27 protein-coding genes are annotated in these 22,326 nt (G+C 37.8%); all 27 read left to right on the forward strand.

The features are described 5' to 3' along the window. The first annotated feature begins 29 nt into the window (after positions 1-29). The 27 genes from trmFO to fliR all read left to right on the forward strand — a co-directional run bounded on the left by trmFO (position 30) and on the right by fliR (position 22,323). Positions 30-1,343, forward strand: coding sequence for an FADH(2)-oxidizing methylenetetrahydrofolate--tRNA-(uracil(54)-C(5))-methyltransferase TrmFO (gene trmFO, locus RRV45_RS09310; protein WP_315668532.1), 1,314 nt, complete (start codon positions 30-32; stop codon positions 1,341-1,343). 56 nt (positions 1,344-1,399) lie between these two features. Beyond that, complete coding sequence (gene xerC, locus RRV45_RS09315) at positions 1,400-2,302, forward strand: tyrosine recombinase XerC (protein ID WP_315668533.1); 903 nt, start codon at positions 1,400-1,402, stop codon at positions 2,300-2,302. A gap of 76 nt (positions 2,303-2,378) precedes the next feature. Then, positions 2,379-2,921, forward strand: coding sequence for an ATP-dependent protease subunit HslV (gene hslV, locus RRV45_RS09320; protein ID WP_315668534.1), 543 nt, complete (start codon positions 2,379-2,381; stop codon positions 2,919-2,921). A gap of 18 nt (positions 2,922-2,939) precedes the next feature. Beyond that, on the forward strand, positions 2,940-4,346 hold the full coding sequence (gene hslU, locus RRV45_RS09325; RefSeq protein WP_315668535.1) for an HslU--HslV peptidase ATPase subunit: 1,407 nt from the start codon (positions 2,940-2,942) through the stop codon (positions 4,344-4,346). 102 nt (positions 4,347-4,448) lie between these two features. Further along, on the forward strand, positions 4,449-5,228 hold the full coding sequence (gene codY / locus RRV45_RS09330) for a GTP-sensing pleiotropic transcriptional regulator CodY (RefSeq protein ID WP_315668536.1): 780 nt from the start codon (positions 4,449-4,451) through the stop codon (positions 5,226-5,228). A 400-nt stretch (positions 5,229-5,628) separates the two neighbouring features. Continuing rightward, positions 5,629-6,024, forward strand: a complete 396-nt coding sequence (flgB, locus tag RRV45_RS09335; RefSeq protein ID WP_315668537.1) for a flagellar basal body rod protein FlgB — start codon at positions 5,629-5,631, stop codon at positions 6,022-6,024. 2 nt (positions 6,025-6,026) lie between these two features. Next, on the forward strand, positions 6,027-6,476 hold the full coding sequence (gene flgC / locus RRV45_RS09340; protein WP_315668538.1) for a flagellar basal body rod protein FlgC: 450 nt from the start codon (positions 6,027-6,029) through the stop codon (positions 6,474-6,476). Positions 6,477-6,489: 13 nt separating this feature from the next. Then, complete coding sequence (gene fliE, locus RRV45_RS09345; protein WP_315668539.1) at positions 6,490-6,798, forward strand: flagellar hook-basal body complex protein FliE; 309 nt, start codon at positions 6,490-6,492, stop codon at positions 6,796-6,798. A gap of 292 nt (positions 6,799-7,090) precedes the next feature. After that, positions 7,091-8,686, forward strand: a complete 1,596-nt coding sequence (gene fliF / locus RRV45_RS09350; protein WP_315668540.1) for a flagellar basal-body MS-ring/collar protein FliF — start codon at positions 7,091-7,093, stop codon at positions 8,684-8,686. 12 nt (positions 8,687-8,698) lie between these two features. Further along, the gene (fliG, locus tag RRV45_RS09355) at positions 8,699-9,715 is read left to right on the forward strand and encodes a flagellar motor switch protein FliG (protein ID WP_315668541.1); all 1,017 of its coding nucleotides are present in this window, start codon (positions 8,699-8,701) and stop codon (positions 9,713-9,715) included. Beyond that, a complete protein-coding gene (fliH, locus tag RRV45_RS09360; protein WP_315668542.1) occupies positions 9,699-10,484 on the forward strand; it encodes a flagellar assembly protein FliH in 786 nt (261 codons plus the stop codon). The genes fliG and fliH overlap by 17 nt, the downstream gene beginning before the upstream one ends. Beyond that, positions 10,481-11,800: a flagellar protein export ATPase FliI gene (fliI, locus tag RRV45_RS09365; RefSeq protein ID WP_315668543.1), complete on the forward strand. Its 1,320-nt coding sequence runs from the start codon at positions 10,481-10,483 to the stop codon at positions 11,798-11,800. Before fliH ends, fliI begins: the two co-directional genes overlap by 4 nt. 5 nt (positions 11,801-11,805) lie before the next feature. Then, a complete protein-coding gene (gene fliJ / locus RRV45_RS09370) occupies positions 11,806-12,249 on the forward strand; it encodes a flagellar export protein FliJ (protein WP_315668544.1) in 444 nt (147 codons plus the stop codon). A gap of 8 nt (positions 12,250-12,257) precedes the next feature. Beyond that, on the forward strand, positions 12,258-12,872 hold the full coding sequence (locus RRV45_RS09375; protein WP_315668545.1) for a MotE family protein: 615 nt from the start codon (positions 12,258-12,260) through the stop codon (positions 12,870-12,872). A 32-nt stretch (positions 12,873-12,904) separates the two neighbouring features. Continuing rightward, the gene (locus RRV45_RS09380; protein ID WP_315668546.1) at positions 12,905-14,143 is read left to right on the forward strand and encodes a flagellar hook-length control protein FliK; all 1,239 of its coding nucleotides are present in this window, start codon (positions 12,905-12,907) and stop codon (positions 14,141-14,143) included. Between the two features lie 11 nt (positions 14,144-14,154). Further along, a complete protein-coding gene (gene flgD / locus RRV45_RS09385) occupies positions 14,155-14,790 on the forward strand; it encodes a flagellar hook assembly protein FlgD (protein ID WP_315668547.1) in 636 nt (211 codons plus the stop codon). A 15-nt stretch (positions 14,791-14,805) separates the two neighbouring features. Next, the gene (locus tag RRV45_RS09390) at positions 14,806-15,195 is read left to right on the forward strand and encodes a TIGR02530 family flagellar biosynthesis protein (RefSeq protein ID WP_315668548.1); all 390 of its coding nucleotides are present in this window, start codon (positions 14,806-14,808) and stop codon (positions 15,193-15,195) included. Positions 15,196-15,273: 78 nt separating this feature from the next. Beyond that, positions 15,274-16,470 (forward strand): flagellar hook protein FlgE, encoded by a 1,197-nt coding sequence (locus RRV45_RS09395; RefSeq protein ID WP_315668549.1) that lies wholly within the window; start codon positions 15,274-15,276, stop codon positions 16,468-16,470. A 53-nt stretch (positions 16,471-16,523) separates the two neighbouring features. Then, positions 16,524-16,745: a flagellar FlbD family protein gene (locus RRV45_RS09400; protein ID WP_315668550.1), complete on the forward strand. Its 222-nt coding sequence runs from the start codon at positions 16,524-16,526 to the stop codon at positions 16,743-16,745. Next, a complete protein-coding gene (gene fliL, locus RRV45_RS09405; RefSeq protein ID WP_315668551.1) occupies positions 16,735-17,163 on the forward strand; it encodes a flagellar basal body-associated protein FliL in 429 nt (142 codons plus the stop codon). The genes RRV45_RS09400 and fliL overlap by 11 nt, the downstream gene beginning before the upstream one ends. 46 nt (positions 17,164-17,209) lie before the next feature. Next, positions 17,210-18,211 (forward strand): flagellar motor switch protein FliM, encoded by a 1,002-nt coding sequence (gene fliM, locus RRV45_RS09410; RefSeq protein WP_315668552.1) that lies wholly within the window; start codon positions 17,210-17,212, stop codon positions 18,209-18,211. Beyond that, entirely contained in the window at positions 18,198-19,523 is a 1,326-nt protein-coding gene (gene fliY, locus RRV45_RS09415) for a flagellar motor switch phosphatase FliY (protein WP_315668553.1), read from the forward strand. Before fliM ends, fliY begins: the two co-directional genes overlap by 14 nt. A gap of 18 nt (positions 19,524-19,541) precedes the next feature. Next, positions 19,542-19,904: a response regulator gene (locus RRV45_RS09420; protein ID WP_315668554.1), complete on the forward strand. Its 363-nt coding sequence runs from the start codon at positions 19,542-19,544 to the stop codon at positions 19,902-19,904. Between the two features lie 29 nt (positions 19,905-19,933). After that, positions 19,934-20,593 carry a flagellar biosynthetic protein FliO gene (locus tag RRV45_RS09425; protein WP_315668555.1) on the forward strand — a complete coding sequence of 220 codons (660 nt, stop codon included), beginning with the start codon at positions 19,934-19,936 and terminating at the stop codon, positions 20,591-20,593. Beyond that, entirely contained in the window at positions 20,590-21,255 is a 666-nt protein-coding gene (fliP, locus tag RRV45_RS09430; protein ID WP_315668556.1) for a flagellar type III secretion system pore protein FliP, read from the forward strand. Before RRV45_RS09425 ends, fliP begins: the two co-directional genes overlap by 4 nt. Positions 21,256-21,272: 17 nt before the next feature. Continuing rightward, positions 21,273-21,542: a flagellar biosynthesis protein FliQ gene (gene fliQ / locus RRV45_RS09435; protein WP_315668557.1), complete on the forward strand. Its 270-nt coding sequence runs from the start codon at positions 21,273-21,275 to the stop codon at positions 21,540-21,542. A 4-nt stretch (positions 21,543-21,546) separates the two neighbouring features. Beyond that, positions 21,547-22,323 carry a flagellar biosynthetic protein FliR gene (fliR, locus tag RRV45_RS09440; protein WP_315668558.1) on the forward strand — a complete coding sequence of 259 codons (777 nt, stop codon included), beginning with the start codon at positions 21,547-21,549 and terminating at the stop codon, positions 22,321-22,323. Positions 22,324-22,326: the final 3 nt, after the last annotated feature.

Here is a 22,326-nt window from a genome sequence, read left to right on the forward strand (position 1 = left end):
CTATGTTTTTGAAACGCGGAGGTTAGAAAATGAAGGATAAAACAGTAAATGTCATAGGTGCTGGGTTAGCTGGAAGTGAAGCTGCATGGCAGCTTGCCAATAGAGGGATTCAAGTTAGGCTTTATGAGATGAGACCTGTGAAGCAAACACCTGCTCATCACACAGATAAATTCGCGGAACTCGTTTGCAGCAATTCGCTTCGTGCAAATACACTTACGAATGCAGTAGGTGTGCTAAAAGAAGAGATGCGAAAATTAAATTCAATTATTATTGAGTCAGCTGATGCTAGTGCAGTACCCGCTGGCGGGGCTTTAGCTGTTGATCGCCATGACTTTGCGGCACGGGTAACAGATAAAGTGAAGAATCATCCAAATGTGACTGTCATTCAGGAAGAAGTTACTAATATTCCTGATGGTACAACTATCATCTCGACAGGACCATTAACAAGCGAATCATTATCTTTGAAGCTTAAAGAATTGTCAGGTGAGGAATACTTGTATTTCTACGATGCGGCAGCACCAATTATTGAAAAAGAATCGATTAATATGGATAAGGTTTACCTTAAATCACGCTATGACAAAGGAGAAGCCGCCTATTTAAACTGCCCGATGACAGAGGAAGAATTCAATAATTTTTACGAAGCCTTAATTAGCGCTGAAACCGTTCCATTAAAAGAATTCGAAAAAGAAATCTTTTTTGAAGGCTGTATGCCAATTGAGGTTATGGCAACCAGAGGAAAGAAAACAATGCTTTTTGGTCCGATGAAACCAGTTGGTTTAGAGGATCCAAAAACGGGAAAAAGACCATATGCAGTAGTTCAGCTTCGTCAGGATGATGCAGCAGGAACACTATATAATATTGTTGGGTTTCAAACTCACTTAAAATGGGGCCCCCAAAAAGAGGTTATTCAATTAATACCGGGATTAGAAAATGCTGAAATTATCCGCTATGGGGTTATGCATCGTAATACGTTCATAAATTCCCCGAAGGTATTGAAGCCTACGTATCAATTCATTAACAGAGAAGATTTATTTTTTGCCGGACAAATGACGGGTGTTGAAGGCTATGTTGAATCTGCTGCGAGCGGATTGGTAGCAGGAATAAATGCAGCCAGATTGCTTAGTGGTGAAGATCTTGTAGAATTTCCGCATGAAACCGTCATTGGAAGTATGGCAAGATATATCACATCAGCTAACGAGAAAAGCTTTCAGCCAATGAATGCTAACTTTGGGTTGCTGCCTGAACTTCCTGTTAAAATTAGAGGAAAAAAAGAGCGTAACGAACAGCATGCAAACCGGGCATTAGAAACAATTCAGAACTTTGTGAAAAGTAAGGAGATTTAATTGCAAGGGCTTCTAAAATATGATACTATTTAGAAGCCCTTGTGAGGTGATAATGAATGGACCAAAATGTGAACAATTCGTTAAAGATGTTTATTGAATATTTACAAATTGAAAAAAATTATTCACAATATACTATTGAGTATTATCAGCAAGATATTAACGAATTTTTTATGTTCATAAATGAACAAGCAATAAATAATTTGCAGGATGTTAAGTATTCTGATGTCCGTATTTATCTTACAATGCTCTTTGAAAGAAGATTTGCGAGAAAATCTGTTGCCAGAAAAATTTCTTGTTTGCGGAGTTTTTTTAAATTCCTCGTCAGAGAGAAAGTAGTCACTGAAAACCCTTTTGCCCTTGCTTCCATTCCAAGGCTTGAAAAAAAGCTTCCGGAATTTTTTTATGAGGAAGAAATGAAAGAGTTATTTAATGCATGTGAAACGGAAACGATATTAGGGCAAAGAAATAAAGCGTTATTAGAGCTCCTATATGCAACAGGTATGCGTGTCGGCGAATGCAGCAATATTCAATTAAAGGATATTGATATGTACTTATCAACTGTATTGGTTCATGGTAAGGGAAATAAGCAAAGGTATATTCCTTTTGGAAGCTTTGCACATGATGCCTTGCAATATTACATAAATAACGGTCGCAGAAGCTTGCTAAAAAAGGAAGCCCCGAATGATTATTTATTTCTGAATAATAAAGGGAAACCTCTAACAGCTCGAGGGATAAGATATATTCTGAATAAGCTAATTGAACAATCGTCTTTAAATGGCAAAATTCATCCGCATATGCTTAGACATTCATTTGCCACACATTTACTAGCTAATGGAGCGGATATGAGAACGGTTCAGGAATTGTTAGGTCATGCCTATTTATCATCGACACAAGTATATACACATGTTACTAGCGAATATTTAAGAAATTCTTATTTAGCGCACCATCCAAGAGCTTAATAAACAGATTTACGATACCTTGAATTTGTAAATCATAGCCCTGGTTTACGTTAAACGGCAAAAGGAGGATGTTAGAATGTCTCAATTTCATGCAACAACTATTTTCGCTGTTCACCACAAGGGTAATTGCGCAATGGCTGGAGACGGTCAAGTAACCTTTGGAAATGCAGTCGTCATGAAACATACAGCACGCAAGGTTCGGAAGCTATTTAATGGAAAGGTGATTGCAGGTTTTGCAGGTTCTGTTGCAGATGCATTTACGCTATTTGAAATGTTTGAAGGCAAGCTTGAAGAATACAATGGAAATTTGCAGCGAGCCGCAGTGGAGCTTGCTAAGCAATGGAGAAGCGATAAAGTATTGCGACAGCTGGAAGCAATGCTTATTGTCATGAGTGCAGAAAGCCTCCTGCTTATATCAGGCACAGGTGAAGTTATTGAACCTGATGATGGTATTTTAGCGATTGGCTCTGGCGGACATTATGCACTAGCAGCTGGAAGGTCTTTAAAGCGGTATGCTGGGGATCATTTAACTGCGAAAGAAATTGCCAAAGCCTCTCTCGAAATGGCAGCTGAAATATGTGTTTACACCAATCACAATATTATAGTAGAAGAACTTTAAGGGAAGGTGAGCTGACCGATGGTTAAAGGAACGGACTTAACGCCACGTCAAATTGTTGAAAGACTTGATCAATTTATTATTGGTCAAAAGGATGCAAAAAAAGCAGTAGCTGTAGCATTAAGGAACAGATATCGCCGTGGATTACTTGATGAAAAGCTCCGTGATGAAATTAGCCCTAAAAACATATTAATGATCGGACCTACAGGTGTTGGTAAAACTGAAATTGCCCGCCGAATGGCGAAGTTAGTCGGGGCTCCTTTTATTAAAGTGGAGGCAACGAAATTTACTGAGGTTGGATATGTTGGAAGAGATGTTGAATCAATGGTTAGAGACCTTGTAGAAACATCTGTCAGACTTGTTAAAGAAGAAAAGATGAATAGCGTGAAGGAACGAGCAGAAGACAGTGCCAATCGGATCATAGTAGAATTATTAGTTCCTTCAAACAAAAAGACTGTTAATTATAAGAATCCATTGGAAATGCTTTTCGGTGGAGGCAATGATGGGTCAGATCAAGATACAACCGCTTCAGATGATATGAATATTCAAGCAAAACGTAAGGTTGTAAAAGAAAAACTCGCCTTAGGTGAACTTGAAAATGAATTTATCACTGTAGAGCTTGAAGAACAGCCACCATCTATGTTTGATATGCTGCAAGGTTCTGGTATGGAACAAATGGGTATGAATATGCAGGATGCTTTAAGCGGTTTAATGCCAAAGCGCAGGAAGAAAAGAAAACTGACTGTAAGTGAAGCAAGAAAGGTTTTAACAAATGAAGAGGCACAAAAATTAATAGATATGGATGAAGTGACTCAGGAAGCTGTTTTCCGTGCTGAACAATCTGGCATAATATTTATTGATGAAATAGATAAGATTGCAAGCCGCAGCAACGGTGGCTCATCTGCGGATGTATCACGGGAAGGTGTTCAAAGGGATATCCTTCCAGTGGTAGAAGGATCTACAGTCGTAACAAAATATGGTACAGTAAAAACGGACCACGTACTGTTTATGGCAGCTGGAGCGTTTCATATGGCGAAGCCTTCCGATTTAATCCCAGAGCTGCAAGGGCGCTTTCCAATCCGTGTGGAATTAACGAAGCTAACTGTTGAGGATTTCTTTAACATCTTAGTTGAGCCTGATAATGCTCTTATCAAACAATATCAAGCATTATTGGAAACTGAAGGTATACAAATTGAATTTTCTGACGATGCTATTCGTAGGATTGCTGAATTTGCCTTTGAAGTGAATCAAAATACCGACAATATTGGAGCACGCCGTCTTCACACGATAATGGAAAAGATGCTTGAAGATTTATCTTTTGAAGCACCAGATGTAACGATGGAAAAGATAACGATTACTCCTCAATATGTTGAAGAGAAATTAGGAGCAATTTCCCGCAACAAGGATTTAAGTCAATTTATTTTGTAAAGTTTATGTTAAGTTATATGTGAATAGATAGACAAATAATTTTTATTATTTCAAGATAAAATAGAATAAGGCTTTTTTGTTAAGCAAATGGAGGAAAAACTGATGGATTTATTATCAAGAACTAGAAAAATTAATGCAATGCTGCAAAGAGCAGCAGGTAAACCTGTTAACTTTAAAGAAATGGCGGAAACATTAAGTGATGTTATTACTGCTAATATTTTCGTTGTAAGCAGACGTGGTAAGTTATTAGGCTTTGCTGTAAACCAGCAAATTGAAAATGATCGCATGAAGCAAATGCTTGCAGATCGCCAATTCCCTGAGGAGTACACGAATAATCTTTTCAATCTTCAGGAGACTTCGCCAAACCTTGATGTTGAAAGTGAATATTCAGCTTTCCCTGCTGAAAATAAAGATCTTTTCAGAACAGGGCTTACGACTATCGTTCCAATTATTGGTGGTGGAGAGCGTCTAGGAACACTAATTCTTGCAAGATTGAATGATCAATTCCATGACGATGATTTAATTCTTGCCGAATATGGAGCAACAGTAGTTGGTATGGAAATTTTACGTGAAAAAGCAGAGGAAATTGAAGAAGAAGCGCGCAGTAAAGCTGTTGTCCAAATGGCTATTAGTTCCCTTTCTTACAGTGAATTAGAAGCAATTGAGCATATTTTTGAAGAATTAAACGGCAGTGAAGGCTTGCTCGTTGCCTCAAAAATAGCTGATCGTGTTGGGATTACAAGATCAGTAATCGTAAATGCTTTACGTAAATTAGAAAGTGCAGGAGTAATTGAATCAAGATCACTTGGTATGAAAGGAACCTATATTAAGGTTCTAAATGATAAGTTTTTATTCGAGCTTGAGAAGTTAAAATCTCATTAATAGCATTTTGTTAAACCCCTTTTTCGACAAGAAAAGGGGTTTTTTTATTACATTTGTTTTACGGGCTTTAAACAAAATAAAAAATTATTTTATTTCTATTACAATTTATTTTTAATTAATCTGAGGTCTTTTTTCCTATTATCACAAAGGATGAAAAAGTTTTTGTTCGTTAAATTGTTGTAATTTACAATGATTTAATGTTTTCATTACAAATATCTCATTTTATAATTAAAAATGGGAAGAAGGTCATGTTAAAAGTATTCCAAGTATGATAGACATATTATTTCATTTTCATTACAATAAAAGGTATGCGACATATTGTATTCTTTTTCTTCAAAATTCTACATATTACATTGATGGGTTTTTTTGACAATGAAAATAGCAATAATGAGGTGCTTTTATGAAATTGTTTTCTAATTCGATAACGAATATTGAAAATGGTCTTAATTATTCCTCCCTTAAACAAAAGGTAATATCACAAAATATAGCAAATGAAGCGACACCAGGATATAAAGCAAAAGACGTTAGCTTTAAGCAGTCATTGGAAACCGCAGTTAGCCGATCTTTAGAAGCAAATCGAACAGATCAAAGGCATTTTGATTTTAAAAGCAGCCCGCTTTCTAACGCTGGAATCATTAATAGGAAAAATGTGTCTTATAACCATAACGGGAATAGTGTAGATATCGATAAGGAAATGACTGACTTAGCCGGTAATCAAATTTATTACAATGCACTTATTGACCGAATTAGCGGAAAGTTTTCAAGCTTGCAGACTGTTATAAGGGGAGGTAAGTAGAAATGTCAATTTTTCATAGCATGAATAATTCTGCTTCTGCCCTAACTGCCCAAAGATTAAGGATGGATGTTATTTCATCGAATATGGCCAATGCAGAATCGACTAGAGGAAAGCTAGTCGATGGCGAATGGCAGCCCTACCGGCGTAAATCAGTCGTCCTTGAACCGAAAGAGGGACAGTTCTCCAATTTTCTTAATAAAGCCATGAACCAATCAATTGCCGGCAATGGAGTAAAGGCTACAAGAATTATTGAAGACCAAACTCCGTTTAAGCTCGTATATAATCCGGAGCACCCAGATGCAAATGCTGAAGGATATGTAGAGCTGCCAAATGTTGATCCTTTGAGGGAAATGGTAGACCTCATAAGTGCTACCAGATCATATGAAGCGAATGTGACAGTTCTTAATGCTTCTAAAAGCATGTTGATGAAAGCATTAGAGATTGGAAAATAGAGGAGCAGTATAAATGAATAATGTTGGATTTCCTGCTGTTAGCAATATATTAAAGCCTCAAGGGGCTAAACAGACTCATACATATACACCATACGAAGCTCACAAGAGTTTTGCGTCCGTACTTAAGAATTCAATTCAGGAATTAAATAATCTCCAAAATGAATCAGACAAAATGACTGAAAAACTCGTAAAAGGTGAAAACGTTGATTTACATCAAGTTATGATTGCTTCTCAAAAAGCAAGTGTTACATTGCAGGCTACACTCGAAATTCGCAATAAAGTAATCGAAGCCTATCAAGAGACTATGCGAATGCAAGTGTAATAGAAATGCGGAAGTGCCTTCGGAACAATTAAAGGGCAATTGTTCCTGCGATGAATATTCGCAGAAGCTTTCCTTTGTGCCCAGGGGCGACAAGCATAAGACGAGACGGCAGGAAGGTTGTTCTTTAACCTTCTTGACGGATTGGCTTATGACCTCGAGCCCCTAGGCACTGAAGCTAGACATTAATCTATATCTTAGAACGCATTGTTTATATTATTTTATTAAAGCTAAAAACTTCTGTTTTGCGGTTATTAGCTGCCAAAGAATGAGACAGAATAACCGGGGGATTGAAATGAAAGAATCGTTTCGGAATTATAAAGAAAAAGTCCAAGAATTTTGGCAAAATCGAACCAAAAAGCAAAAAATTATGCTTTTTGGTTCCGTCCTTTTATTTATAATCATTGTTACAGGTGCATCGATACTAGCGACTAGAAGTACACTAGTTCCGCTTTATAGCAATCTTACACCTTCTGAAACAGGGACTATTAAAGAAAGCCTAGACGGAAGAGGTATCAAATCTGAAATTGCTGATGGCGGAACAACAATTAAAGTACCAGAAGAAGTTGTGGATACACTTAAGGTAGAACTTGCGGCTGAGGGTATTCCAAAATCCGGCAATATTGATTATTCATTTTTCAGTCAGAACGCAGGCATTGGAACAACGGAAAATGAATTTAAAATGATCAAATTAGATACAATGCAAACAGAATTAGCCAATTTAATAAGAGGGATTGAAGGGGTAAATGACGCAAAGGTCATGATAAACCTTCCCGAAAAAGGGATATTTGTTAAAGACCCTTCTGAAGAAGCATCAGCTTCCATTGTTCTAAATACAAAGCCAGGTTATCAATTTGAAGATTCCCAAATTCAAGCTCTTTATCATTTAGTTTCAAAAAGTATTCCCAATTTGCCTACTGATAATATCGTCATTACTAATCAATTCTTTGAGTACTTTGATCTAAAAAATAATCAAAATTCTACACCAGGTTCAACATTTGCTGAACAGCATGAAATTAAAAAGCAAATTGAACGAGATGTGCAGCGCCAAGTACAAGGAATGCTTGGTACATTAATGGGACATGACAAGGTTGTTGTGTCTGTGACGGCTGATGTTGATTTTACCCAAGAGAACAGGGAAGAAAATCTCGTCACTCCAGTCGATGAAGAAAATATGGCTGGGATTGCTATTAGCGCCCAAAAAATAACAGAAACCTTTACAGGAAATGCAGATCAAGCAGGCGGTCTAACAGCTGCCGGGGATCCTGCAGATGTTCCAGGTTCTTCTTATTTAGAAGGAAATGGGGCGAATGGTGATTATGAAAAAATCGAAGAAACCATAAATAATGAAGTAAATAAAATTCGCAAAGAAATTGTTGAGAGCCCATATAAAGTTAGAGATTTAGGCATTCAAGTTATGGTTGAACCTCCACAGCCTGATGATCCAACTACTCTTCCTCAGGAAAGAGTAGATGATATTACAAAAATTCTTGCCACGATTGTTCGCACAACAATCGATAAAAAGGCCGGATCAGATGAATTAACGGAAGAAGCAATTAATGAAAAGGTCGTAGTGTCAGTTCAGCCATTCAAAGGCAAAGTAGAATTCCCTAATGATGTTAAGCAAGTTCTTCCGCTATGGGCTTACATTGTAGGTGGTGTGCTTCTTGCCATTATCGCTCTATTAATCTTCCTATTTATTAGGGCAAGAAGAAAACAAAAAGCAGAAGAACAGGAACTATTGGAAGTTGAGGAAGTCATTCATGTTCCAGACGTAAATGAGGAGCTTGAGACAGAAAGTACTATGCGCAAAAAACAGCTTGAAAAAATGGCAAAAGAAAAGCCAGAGGATTTTGCAAAGCTCCTGCGTACGTGGATTGCTGAAGATTAGGGGGTATGGGTAATGGCAAGGAAAGATCAAAAAGAGCTGTCAGGTAAGCAAAAAGCAGCCATACTTCTTATATCACTTGGACCTGATGTTGCATCGTCTGTATATAAGCATTTAAGTGAAGAAGAAATAGAAAAATTAACTCTAGAGATCTCTGGTGTCAAAAAAGTTGATTCACAGGCAAAAGAAGAAGTTGTAGAGGAGTTTCACAATATCGCGTTGGCTCAGGATTATATTTCACAAGGCGGAATTGGGTATGCAAAAACGGTTTTAGAAAAAGCGCTTGGGAATGAGCAGGCAGCTATTATCATTAATCGGCTTACATCATCCTTGCAGGTGAGACCTTTCGACTTTGCAAGGAAAGCAGATCCTGCTCAAATCCTTAACTTTATTCAAAATGAGCACCCGCAAACGATAGCTCTAATATTATCGTATTTGGATGCCGCTCAAGCAGGGCAAATTCTATCGGAGCTCCCACAGGAAATGCAAGCAGATATTGCGAAAAGAATTGCAGTCATGGACAGCACAGCACCAGAAATTATTAATGAAGTAGAACAAATACTCGAAAGAAAACTTTCAGCAACTGTTACACAGGACTACACTCAAACTGGCGGAATTGAAGCAGTTGTGGACGTCCTAAATGGAGTTGACCGTTCTACTGAACGAACAATTTTGGATGCTTTAGAAATTCAGGATCCCGAGCTTGCAGAAGAAATTAAGAAAAGAATGTTTGTATTCGAGGATATTGTTACCCTCGATAACCGTGCCATTCAGCGAGTTATCCGCGATTGTGAAAGTGAGGATCTTATGCTTTCGCTTAAAGTTTCAAGTGATGAAGTTAAGGAAATTATTTTCAAAAATATGTCTAAACGTATGGTTGAAACCTTTAAAGACGAAATGGAATACATGGGTCCTGTTAGACTACGTGATGTAGAAGAAGCGCAATCTAGAATTGTGGCAATCATTCGACGTCTAGAGGAAGCTGGGGAAATAGTCGTTGCTAGAGGCGGGGGAGATGATATTATTGTCTAGATTAATAAAGGCGGTTCCCTCTTTGGCTGACAATAATGTTAATGAAAAAAAGATTATTTCTATTAAAGTTTTTAAGCCGGAAAAACAAGAAGATGACTTTGAACCTACCCCTATAAATCATTCAGAACAGGCACAATCAATTATTGCAGAAGCTGAAATGGAAGCAGAATCGATAATAAGCCTTGCTAGGCATGAGGCTGAGTTAATTCGTCAGCAGCTAGAGCAAGATGTTCAATCTTTTGAAATTGAAAAAGAAAACATCGCTGCAGCGGCACATGAATCAGGGTATGCTTCCGGATATGAAGAGGGCCGAGAGAAAGGCTACTTAGAATATCTTGAAATTATTGAATCTGCACGAGCAGTAGTTGATTCCGCAAAGAATGATTATCGAATGCATGTTGAATCGTCCGACAGGGAGATTCTCGAAATCGGTCTCAAAGTTGCTCAGAAAATCTTAGGGAAAACGATTCAAGAAAATAAGGAAGAATTTTTACCTATCGTGAAGCGAGCGTTAAAGGAAGCACGGGATAATCAGGAAATTCAATTGCATGTTCATCCAAGTCATTATGATTATCTTCTTTCAAATAAGGAAGAACTAAAAATACTTTTTCCAAGAGAAATTGATTTATTTATCTATCCAGACGATGAATTAGGAGAGTCAAGCTGCATTATTGAATCCGTTAATGGGAGAATTGATGCAAGTATTGATAGTCAGCTAGAAGAAATAAAACGAAAGCTTGTTGAAATGCTAGAGGGTGAGCAGGAATGAAGCTCTTGGATGTCATTGAGGAAATTGATCAGCTAGACTCCTTTAAACGCTATGGACGTGTAAAAAGAGTGGTAGGTTTAATGATTGAGTCCCAGGGCCCCCCTGAAAGTTCCATTGGCGATGTTTGTTATATTCATGTAGGCAGTAAGCGAAAAAGAACCATACAGGCAGAGGTAGTCGGTTTCAAAAACGAAGAAGTTATTTTGATGCCGTATACAACCATTAATGATATTTCACCTGGCAGCTTAGTAGAAGCGACCTCAAGGCCATTGGAAATTAAAGTTGGGGCGCAGCTGATTGGTTCAGTCATTGACTCAATAGGGCAGCCTCTTGATGGAACGCCATTGCCGAAAGGACTTTCTTCTGCACCAACTGAGCAAGCTCCGCCAAATCCGCTCAAAAGACCCCCTATTTCTTCCGCTATGGAGGTAGGAGTTCGGATGATCGATAGTTTATTAACTGTTGGAATCGGACAGCGGGTTGGAATTTTTGCAGGGAGTGGTGTGGGAAAGAGTACTCTGCTAGGCATGGTTGCCAGGAATACGAAAGCGGATTTGAACGTCATTGCTCTAATCGGAGAGCGCGGCAGAGAAGTGCGTGAATTCATTGAGCGCGACCTCGGTCCAGAAGGCTTAAGCCGTTCTATTGTTGTCGTAGCAACGTCTGATCAACCAGCATTAATGAGAATTAAAGGTGCCTATACAGCAACAGCAATTGCTGAATATTTTCGAGATAAAGGTTTAAATGTCATGATGATGATGGATTCAGTTACAAGGGTGGCAATGGCGCAAAGAGAGGTTGGACTAGCAATAGGTGAGCCCCCGACAACAAAGGGGTATACTCCTTCTGTTTTTGCCATTTTGCCGAAGCTTCTCGAAAGAACCGGAACAAATGAAAAAGGGTCCATTACAGCATTTTATACTGTTTTAGTAGATGGCGATGATATGAATGAACCAATTGCTGATACGGTGCGCGGGATATTAGACGGACACTTTGTTCTTGATCGCGCACTTGCTAATAAAGGTCAATATCCTGCTGTTAATGTGCTAAAAAGCGTCAGCAGGGTCATGAATAATATCGTTCCAACCGAACATGTACGAGCAGCGGAGAAATTACGGGAAGCATTAAGTACTTATATAAATGCCGAAGATTTAATAAATATCGGGGCCTATAAAAAAGGCTCATCCATTGAAATTGATGAAGCCATTAGGCTCTACCCTAATATTATTTCCTTTTTAAAGCAGGGAACGCATGAAAAAATAACTTTTCAAGAAAGTGTTTACCAATTAAAGAGCATTTTAGGGAAAGGAGATTAATTTTCATGCAATACCAATTCAAATTTGAAAAAATCCTTACGATTAAAGAAAGAGAAAAGGATGAAGCACTTAACATTTATAATCAATCAGTCAAAAGATTTGAAACTGCTGCTGAAAAATTATATGAACTCCTTAAGAAGAAAGAGGATTTAGAAGACTATCAATCTTACAGGCTAGTCAATGGGTTGCCAGTGCAAGAAATTAGGCATCATCAGCACTTTATTCATCAATTGGAAAGAACGATCGAGCATTATCAGCAAATTGTTATGAATGCACGAAATCACATGAATTTTCAGCAGGAGAGGCTGCTTGAGAAAAATGTAGAAGTGAAGAAGTATGAAAAAATTAAAGAAAAAGACATGACGAATTTTGCTGAAGATGTAAGGCTGCAAGAGGGAAGGCAAATGGATGATATCTCGATTCAGCATTATATGTATCGGGGAAATTAGGTGGTAAAGTGGATAAGGTACTAGAAGAGAAAGAAGAAAAAAAACAATCAAGATTCCAAGGTTTCATATTTGTTGTCTTTATCCCGCTGTTATTTGCGATTACAGTAGCCCTTATAGTGATGACCATCCTCGGGGTTAATGTTTTTGAAATAACAAAGGAATACGGTCAGAAAATTCCATTTATATCATCTGCAATCAATGATGAAAGTCCCGAAAGCTTTGAGGCGCTGGAGTCAAAAATGATTGAACTTGAAGCGGAAATTAAAGACCGGGAAGCGAAAATTTCCAAGCTTGAAACCCAGATCGAGAGTAAAGACGAAGAAATTTCACAAGTACAAATTGAAAAAGAACGACTTGAAGAAGAAATTATCGAATTAACAGCAATGAAAGAAGAAAATAAACGGGCATTCAAGGATATTATCAAAACTTATGAAACGATTTCAGCAAAGAAGGCTGCTCCTATTCTTTCACAAATGAGTGAGGAAGAGGCTTTGCAAATCCTTTCAAGCATTAAAGCTGATACATTAGCAGCCATTATGGAAAAGATGAATCCGGAAGATGCAGCCCGGTACACGGAACTGTTAACAGCGAACGCTGAAAATCAGTTGCAAAATTCTCCATAATGTTAAAGAGTTAAATGAAAGGGGGTGGAAAAATGGAAATGACCGGACTAGGAGCAATTCATACAATTGTATCCAATAACGGAAATTCAGCTTCACCTGGTAAAGTCCCAAGCGGATTTGGCGCTTTGGTTGCAGGATTAATGGGGAATTCACCAACCCCAGTACAAACTGATATTTCTACAAATAATTTACCAAGTGATGAACTTGGACATTTACTTCAATTTCTACAGATAACAGATGTATTTGAACTTGAAAATGGGGCTGAACTTCTTGGAGAAACCTCAATAGGTAATGCAGAGATCATCAAAATAATTGAAGATCAGCTGAATCTATCATCTGATGAACTTTTGGAGCTATTAAGTAAATTTTACAGTGATATCAGTCCGTCAGCAAAGATTGAAAAATCAAGAGACGAGGATGAATCACAAATAGATATGATCCTTGCACTCATCGGATCGATTATTTCTATTCAAAAGCAAGAAATGAAAATAGAACCGAATAGAGACTTTGGACAAGCAATGAAAGCAATCAAACTATTTGAGCTGTTATCTGCACATCAGGATTCTTTAGGTAATCAGTTTAAGTTAAAAGAATTCATGAAGAATATCTCTGAAAAGCTAGAAATGGCATTAAATAATACAAATTCCTCTGAAAGAGGGGAGTTTGCAAAGAAAACCTTTCAAGCCCTTGTAAATGAATTGAATGGAAAGGCTGTTGCGGTCACCGACAAGGCGGGGGAACATATTGCTAAAGCTTTGAATAAATCTGAGCCTGTTAATCATCAAGGATTCATTCAATTTCAGCAATTATCAAAACCTGAGCAGCTAACTATGCTATCAAGTACTGGCAGACCTGTTTCAGCCGAGCAGCTGATTGAACAGTTTGAATCCATTCTATCTAAAAGCCAATTGCTGAAAAGCGGAGGGACTCAAAGGTTATTCCTTAAGTTAAATCCAGAACATCTCGGTTCACTTAGAATAGAGCTAATTCAAAAGGATTCAAATATCATTGCCCGAATTCTTACTTCCACAGGTAATGCAAAAGATTTGATGGAGTCGCATTTGAACGGGTTAAGACAAGCCTTCCAATCGCAAAACATTCAAGTGGAGAGAATTGAAATTTCTCAAGCTTTTACTTCTCAGGAACGCAGCTATAACCGTGAAGGGCAACATCAAGGTCAGGAAAGACAGCAACAGGATGAGCGTCAAGAAAAACAATCAGGAGATTTTAACCACTCATTCGAAGAAGCACTTCTTAATACAGAAGCTTAGGTGTGATAAAAATGACTAATACGATTGATTCGTCTTTAATGCTATCAAGCTATCAGAAAGAACAGAGAAAAACTGGCTCGGATGTTTTAGGGAAAGATGATTTTCTAAAAATTCTAATGGTCCAGCTGCAAAATCAGGACCCGATGAATCCGATGCAGGATAAAGACTTCATTGCCCAAATGGCAACATTCTCAACATTAGAGCAAATAACGAATATGGGAAAATCAATGGATAAATTCGTGAAGGTTCAGGAGCAAAGTCAATTAATTGCCTATAACCAATTTGTCGGCAAGGACATTACATGGCATAAAGTCTCTGAAGCAAAGGAACAGGGTGGAACTCCTGTAATAGAAGAAGGAACAGGGAGAGTAGCATCCGTTCAGTTTAAGGATAACAATGTTCTTTTTATCTTAGATGATGGAACGAAATTAGAACCGGGCAATATTTCGCAAATTAATGAAACATCAAAAGAAAATGCGATGGTTCAAGCGAGCATGATGATTGGAAAATCCGTTACATACTTAGCAGATAAAGCAGAAAAAACAGGATTAGTTAAATCAGTTTCCTTTAAAGATGGAAAAACTCTGTTTCAGCTAGATGATGAAACAACAACCATCACTGCTTCACAAATAACAAAAATAGAATAATGAGAAGGTGATTGAATGGATAAAATGATGTTTCATCCGATTCAATCGAAAGCCGTTTTAAGCCCGAAGGCCAAACCATTTAAGCCAGAATTGCAAAGCTCTCAAAAATTTGCCGCCCATCTACAAACGGCTCTTCATCCACAAGGTAAATTAATAGTGAGTAAACACGCACAGGATCGCATGCAGCAAAGAGGCATTCAAATTAATGAATCTCACTGGAAGCAAATTGCAGACAAAGTTCTCGAAGCTAGACAAAAGGGTGTAAATGAATCACTCGTATTGCTTAAAGATGCGGCACTCATTGTCAGCGCCAAAAACAATACAGTGATCACGGCAATGGATCGGGAAGAAGCCCGAACACAAATATTCACAAATATTAATGGCACTATTCTTTTAGATCAATAAATAAGGGCTGGACCTTTTTTAGGAAGCCTAAGCTGCGGAATGACAGAAGCAGCTACATACGAAAGGAGCAAAACTATAATGCTACGTTCAATGTATTCAGGGATAAGCGGATTGAAAAATTTCCAGACAAAGCTTGATGTTATTGGGAATAATATTGCTAACGTTAATACTGCGGGATTTAAAAAAGGTCGTGTAACTTTCAAGGATACAATGAATCAAATGGTAACTGGAGCAAGTGCCGCAACTGAGAACCGTGGAGGTACAAATCCAATACAGGTCGGTTTAGGGTCTTCGCTAGCAACAATTGATACCATTCATACTGGTTCTAGTTTACAAACTACTAATCGCACCCTTGATTTAGGAATTGATGGGGATGGATACTTTGTTGTTAAAGATGGTCAACAAACTTTTTATACAAGAGCAGGAAATTTTTATTTAGATGATAACGGGACCCTTGTTAATGCAAATGGCTTAAAAGTACAAGCCTATAATAATGGAGTACTTGAGGATATTAAAGTGAATGTTAATGCTACATTGCCTCCATTGGCAACTGATGAAATAAAATTGGAAGGAAGTTTACCTGATCCAACAACTGTTTTAGCTGGAGCAACTAGTGAGGTGCAACAAATGAAAGTTGTTGATACTAATGGTGTTGAACATACTTTAGATTATCAGTATGTTGAGAATAACGGAGCCTGGGAAATTCATTTATCAAACCAAATGGCGAACCCTCCGGTACCAGCACAGGTAATTGCATTACCTTATAATGCGGCAAATACACCACCATATACTAGTAATCCTACGTCTTTCAATTTGACAACTCTTGGACTTCCAACAGGGACAGTCAATATAAGCGTAGACACTTTGAAACAAGAGGGCGATTCTATTACAGCCCAAGCAAATCCTAATGGAAATTTATCAGGTAAATTAGAAAGCTTTAGTATTGGACCAACTGGCGAGGTAAGTGGAGTATATTCAAATGGATTGATAAGAAATCAAGGTGTATTAGCATTAGCAAAATTTAGTAATACCTCTGGATTATTGAAAGCTGGCAACAATTTATTTCAAGAAACAATTAATTCAGGTACCGCAAATATTAATGTCCCTGGAAGTGGTCGCGGTTCAATCGCTGCTGGAGCTCTCGAAATGTCCAACGTAGACCTTTCCGAAGAGTTCACTGAAATGATCACAGCCCAGCGTGGTTTCCAGGCAAATACAAGAATTATCACAACTTCAGACGAAATTTTACAAGAGTTAGTTAACCTAAAACGATAGGTAAGGGAGGGACAGGGTCTTGAGGCTTGGATCTCGGGGCCCTGAACATAACATTGATTAAAGTTAGTCGCCTAAATGGAAAACCATTTACACTAAATGCAGTGTTTATCGAAACGATAGAGTCATTTCCCGATACAACCATCACACTAACGAATGGGCGTAAATATGTTGTAAAAGAATCGGAGGATGCTGTTTCGAAACTAGTAAAGGAATTCTATCAATCTGTCAGCCTTTTCGGGCAGCAGCAAATGGGAGAAAGAGAGAATGAAGAATAATAAGCTGGTCATGATCATGTTAATATTGCTTGTGGCTATTGCCTTAGTTGGAGCAGTCGCGGTTATTATTGTTAAGCAGCTTAATGATAATTCTGGTCCGAAAGAACCGACAATTGATGAAGTTTTAGAGGCATCTGTGGACGTTCCGCAAATCACAACTAATTTAGCAAGCAATGATTTCATCCGTATTTCATTTAAAATTCAAACAGATAGTAAAAAAGCAAAAGAGGAACTAGAAAAAAGAGATTTTCAAGTTAAAGACATCATTATCCAAGAACTATCTGAAATGACAGCCGAAGATATTCAAGGTAAAGAGGGTCAAAAAAAGCTAAAAGATGATTTAAAGGGAAAAATTAATACGATTTTGCAAAAAGGTGAAGTGGAACAGGTATATATTACTGAAAATCTCCTCCAATAGAACATCATTATTAAAATTTATAGTCAAAGGCTGGAGGTGAGATTTCATGTCAGGAGAAGTTTTATCACAGAGTGAAATAGATGCGCTGCTTTCTGCATTGTCAACAGGAGAAATGGATGCAGAGGAACTTAAAAAAGAGCAGACTGAGAAAAAAGTAAAGGTTTATGACTTTAAAAGGGCGCTGCGCTTTTCAAAGGATCAAATTAGAAGTTTAACAAGGATCCATGAAAACTTTGCAAGGCTATTAACTACTTTCTTCTCTGCACAATTAAGAACTTATGTCCAAATTACTGTCGCATCAGCCGATCAGATTCCATATGAAGAGTTTATTAGATCCATCCCAAAAATGACAATTTTAAATGTTTTTGAGGTGCCCCCTTTGGATGGCAGAATCCTGATGGAAGTCAATCCTAATATTGCTTACGCATTAATGGATAGAATGATGGGCGGAAAAGGTTCGAGTATAAATAAGGTTGATACTTTAACAGAAATAGAAACAAAAATTATGTCTGCCACTTTTGAACGAGCATTTGAGAATTATATGGAAGCCTGGAGCACCATTGAAGAAATTGATCCGCAGCTAATGGATTTTGAAGTGAATCCTCAATTTCTGCAAATGGTATCGCCGAATGAAACGGTTGTAGTGATCTCGTTAAATACGACAATTGGTGAAACGAGCGGTATGATGAATATTTGTATTCCACATGTCGTTCTTGAACCAATTATTCCGAAGCTATCTGTCCATTATTGGATGCAAACAGATAAAAAAGATAGAGTTCCTGAGGAGTTAGACAGGCTTGAAAAGCATATCCATCGTGCAGAAGTATCCATTGTTGGAGAACTTGGCACTTCTGAAATCAGCATTCAAGATTTTCTTATGTTAGATATCGGTGATGTGATCGAGCTAAATAAACCAATTGATCAGCCTTTACTCATTAAAGTGGGCGATATACCTAAATTTATCGGACAGCCAGGCAAAGTAAACAAAAAACTTGCTATTCAAGTATTAGACATCGTGAAAGGGGGAGACGACGATGATGAGCGATGATATGCTTTCACAAGATGAAATTGATGCGCTATTACGCGGGGTAGATGACGATGATGAGACTGAATTATTTGATGAAACCTTAAATGTAGAAGACTTCCTATCTCCAATGGAGCAGGATGCTTTAGGAGAAATTGGGAACATTTCATTTGGAAGCTCAGCAACAGCATTGTCAACCTTACTGAACCAAAAAGTAGAAATAACGACACCATCAGTAACGACCATACCGCCTAGAAAATTGCATGAAGAATTCCCGCATCCATACGTTGCGATCCAAGTTAGTTATACAGAAGGATTTTCAGGCAGTAATTTATTAGTCATTAAACAAACAGATGCTGCGATTATTGCAGATTTAATGTTAGGCGGAAATGGACAAAACCCTGCTGATCTTATGGGGGAAATTCAGCTAAGTGCTGTGCAGGAAGCAATGAACCAAATGATGGGATCTGCAGCAACTTCAATGTCTACCATTTTTAGCAAAAGAGTTGATATTTCACCTCCTTCGATTGATATTTTAGATATTCCGCAGGGAGAGGGAACAAATCGAATTCCTGGAGAAGATATATTGGTAAAAATATCCTTCCGGTTGAAGATCGGGGATTTAATTGACTCTAATATTATGCAGCTTTTGCCACTGCAATTTGCTAAAAGTTTAGTCAATGAATTGTTAAATCCGGGAGGAGAACCAGAGAATATTTCAGGTACAATGAAAGAAGCCGAGGATTCCTTCCCAGCCTATCAGGACTCTGAATTGACACTAAATAAACAGCCTGCAGAGATATACGCTCAGGACAATGTCTATTCACAAAACAATTATTCAGAAAGAGAAATGGTTCCATCAAATGGGGGTTGGCAGCAAGCGCCTCAAGCTCAACAAGCTCAACAGGTACATCAAGCATATCAGGCGCAACCAGCATTCTACCCGCCGCCACAAGCAGTGAACCATCAAAATGGTCCACAGCATTTTGGTTCTGCTTTGCCTGGGGGAGTACAGCCGACTGTTCAGCCTGCAGTATTTTCAAGCTTTGAACCATATTCGCTCCAAGAATCTGAATCAAAAAATTTAAACATGCTGCTTGATATACCGTTGCAAGTAACTGTTGAACTAGGAAGAACAAAACGATCAGTGAAAGAAATTCTTGAGTTATCTGCTGGATCGATCATTGAATTAGATAAACTTGCAGGGGAACCCGTAGATATTCTAGTCAATAATCGCCTTATCGCTCAAGGAGAGGTCGTTGTGATTGACGAGAACTTCGGAGTTCGTGTAACAGATATTATTAGTCAAAGTGACCGAATTAAAAAACTTAAATAAGCACGGGGGTTAACAGAGATGGCTCACAAAATTTTAATTGTAGATGATGCAGCTTTTATGAGAATGATGATTAAGGATATTCTTTCAAAAAATGGATATGAAGTAGTCGGAGAAGCAGCCGATGGTGCACAGGCAGTTGAAAAATATAAAGAATCACAGCCTGACTTAGTGACAATGGATATTACGATGCCGGAAATGGATGGAATTACTGCTCTTAAAGAAATAAAAAAAATTAATCCGAATGCGAAGGTTATTATGTGTTCAGCGATGGGGCAGCAAGCAATGGTTATTGATGCAATCCAAGCTGGGGCAAAGGATTTTATCGTAAAACCATTCCAGGCTGACCGTGTGATTGAGGCTATTTCCAAAACTTTGGGCTAATGAATATTTCATTTAGAGGGTGCAGTATATTGCAATATTTCAAGCGGACAATTTTTTCGCTGTTTTTAATAAGCTTTGCTCTGCTAGGGATTCATGCACCAGCCTATGCAGAGCAAGTAAATAGCGTAAAAGATTGTATAGAACATCCAGATACATGTGATCAAGATCAGATTCCTCAAAAACAGGAAACAACCAAGAATGAACAGCCAGTTAAGGTTGGATTGAATGCTTTTGATTTTGTCAAAATGATTTTTGCCACTGTCTTTGTTGTCGGACTATTATATTTTCTGCTTAAATTCATTAATAAAAAAAGTAAGATGTATAAAAGCTCGCAGCTTGTTGAGAATTTAGGCGGAACGGCACTTGGCACAAACCGTTCCATTCAATTAATAAAGGTAGGAAACCGGATTTTAGTTGTAGGTGTAGGGGAAAATATCCAGCTATTGATGGAAATTGAAGATCAGGAGGAGTATAATCAGCTCCTATCCGATTATAACGAAAAGATGGAACAGCTTGTACAACCAAGCGATATTGTGACAAAGGTTCTTCAACTAAGAAAAAATGTACAGCCAGATGAAAAACCAGGGAACCACTTTCAAAGTTTACTCAAACAACAATTGGAAGATATCACAAAAGGAAGAAAGCAATTATATAAAGAAATGGAGAAGAAAGGGACAGACGAGCAATGAATGAATTTATGGAGTTTTTTAACAATAGTTCGCCTGCCAATGTTTCAACATCTGTGAAGCTCATATTAATGCTTACAGTTTTATCATTGGCACCCGGTATTCTCATTTTAATGACTTGCTTTACAAGAATAATAATTGTTCTCTCCTTTGTCAGAACGGCGCTTGCCACACAGCAAATGCCCCCTAATCAAGTTCTAATCGGACTGGCTTTATTTCTTTCATTTTTTATTATGGCACCTACTTTTCAGCAGGTAAATGAAGAAGCACTTACACCGCTTTTTAATGAAGAAATTAACTTAGAACAAGCATACGAAAAAGCCGCGATTCCATTTAAGGAATTTATGAGTGCTCATACGAGGCAAAAGGATTTAGCTTTGTTCCTTGAATATTCAAAAGCAGAAGCACCTAAATCAATAGAGGACATTCCATTAACAGCTCTTGTCCCGGCTTTTGCCATTAGTGAAATAAAAACGGCGTTCCAAATTGGATTTATGATTTTTATTCCATTTCTTGTAATTGATATGGTGGTAGCTAGTGTTCTTATGTCAATGGGTATGATGATGCTGCCCCCAGTGATGATTTCATTGCCCTTTAAAATATTATTATTTGTTCTAGTAGATGGATGGTATCTCGTTGTCAAATCTCTTTTACAAAGCTTTTAAGCAGGTGAAAATAATAAATGACTCCTGAATCCGTAATAACAATTGCAGAACAAGGCATTATAACGGTATTAATGATTAGTGGCCCTTTGTTGGTGCTTGCCCTAGTTGTAGGGTTAATCGTCAGTATCTTTCAGGCAACTACACAAATTCAAGAACAGACACTGGCGTTTATTCCAAAAATTGTTGCTGTGTTAGCCGGACTTGTTTTCTTCGGTCCATGGATGCTCAGTCATATGCTTTCATATGCTGGCGAGATATTTTCGAATTTAACTAGATTTATAGGATGATCATATGGTGAATTTCTTACCTGCATTCCCAGTGTTTTTACTTATTTTAGTAAGGGTAACATCTTTTTTTCTGATGATGCCCCTTTTTTCATATCGATCTATTCCAACTGCTGCAAAAATTGGCTTAGGCTTCTTTATGTCATTCATTATGGTATTTACTTTGGATGCCCCTGTGTTAGAAATAGACAGTCATTATTTTTTATTAATTATTAAGGAAGCTTTGGTCGGACTCTTAATTGGATTTATCGCTTATTTGATTCTATCGGCCATACAAATCGCCGGCGGTTTTATTGACTTTCAGATGGGGTTTGCCATTGCAAACGTCATCGATCCGCAAACAGGTGCACAAAGCCCGCTTATGGGTCAATATTTATATACGATTGGACTCTTTTTTTTACTTACTGTGAATGGCCATCATCTATTGCTGGATGGGGTGTTTTATAGCTATCAGTTTATTCCTTTAGAACAGTCCTGGATCTCATTTGGGAATGAAAGCATGGTGGAATATGTAGTAAAGGCATTTAATTCGATGTTTATTATTGCCTTTCAAATGTCAATCCCTGTCGTGGGCAGTTTATTTTTAGTGGATATTGCCTTGGGGATTGTTGCTCGAACAGTTCCCCAACTAAATGTATTTGTTGTGGGACTTCCATTGAAAATAGGTGTGAGCTTTATTGTATTAATAGCAGTGATGAGTATTATGCTGCTAGTAGTTTCCCAATTATTCGAAATGATGTTAAATACAATGCGTGGTCTAATGGAAATTATTGGGGGAACTTAACAG

This window comes from Bacillus sp. DTU_2020_1000418_1_SI_GHA_SEK_038 (genome assembly GCF_032341175.1).
GTDB lineage: Bacteria > Bacillota > Bacilli > Bacillales > Cytobacillaceae > Cytobacillus.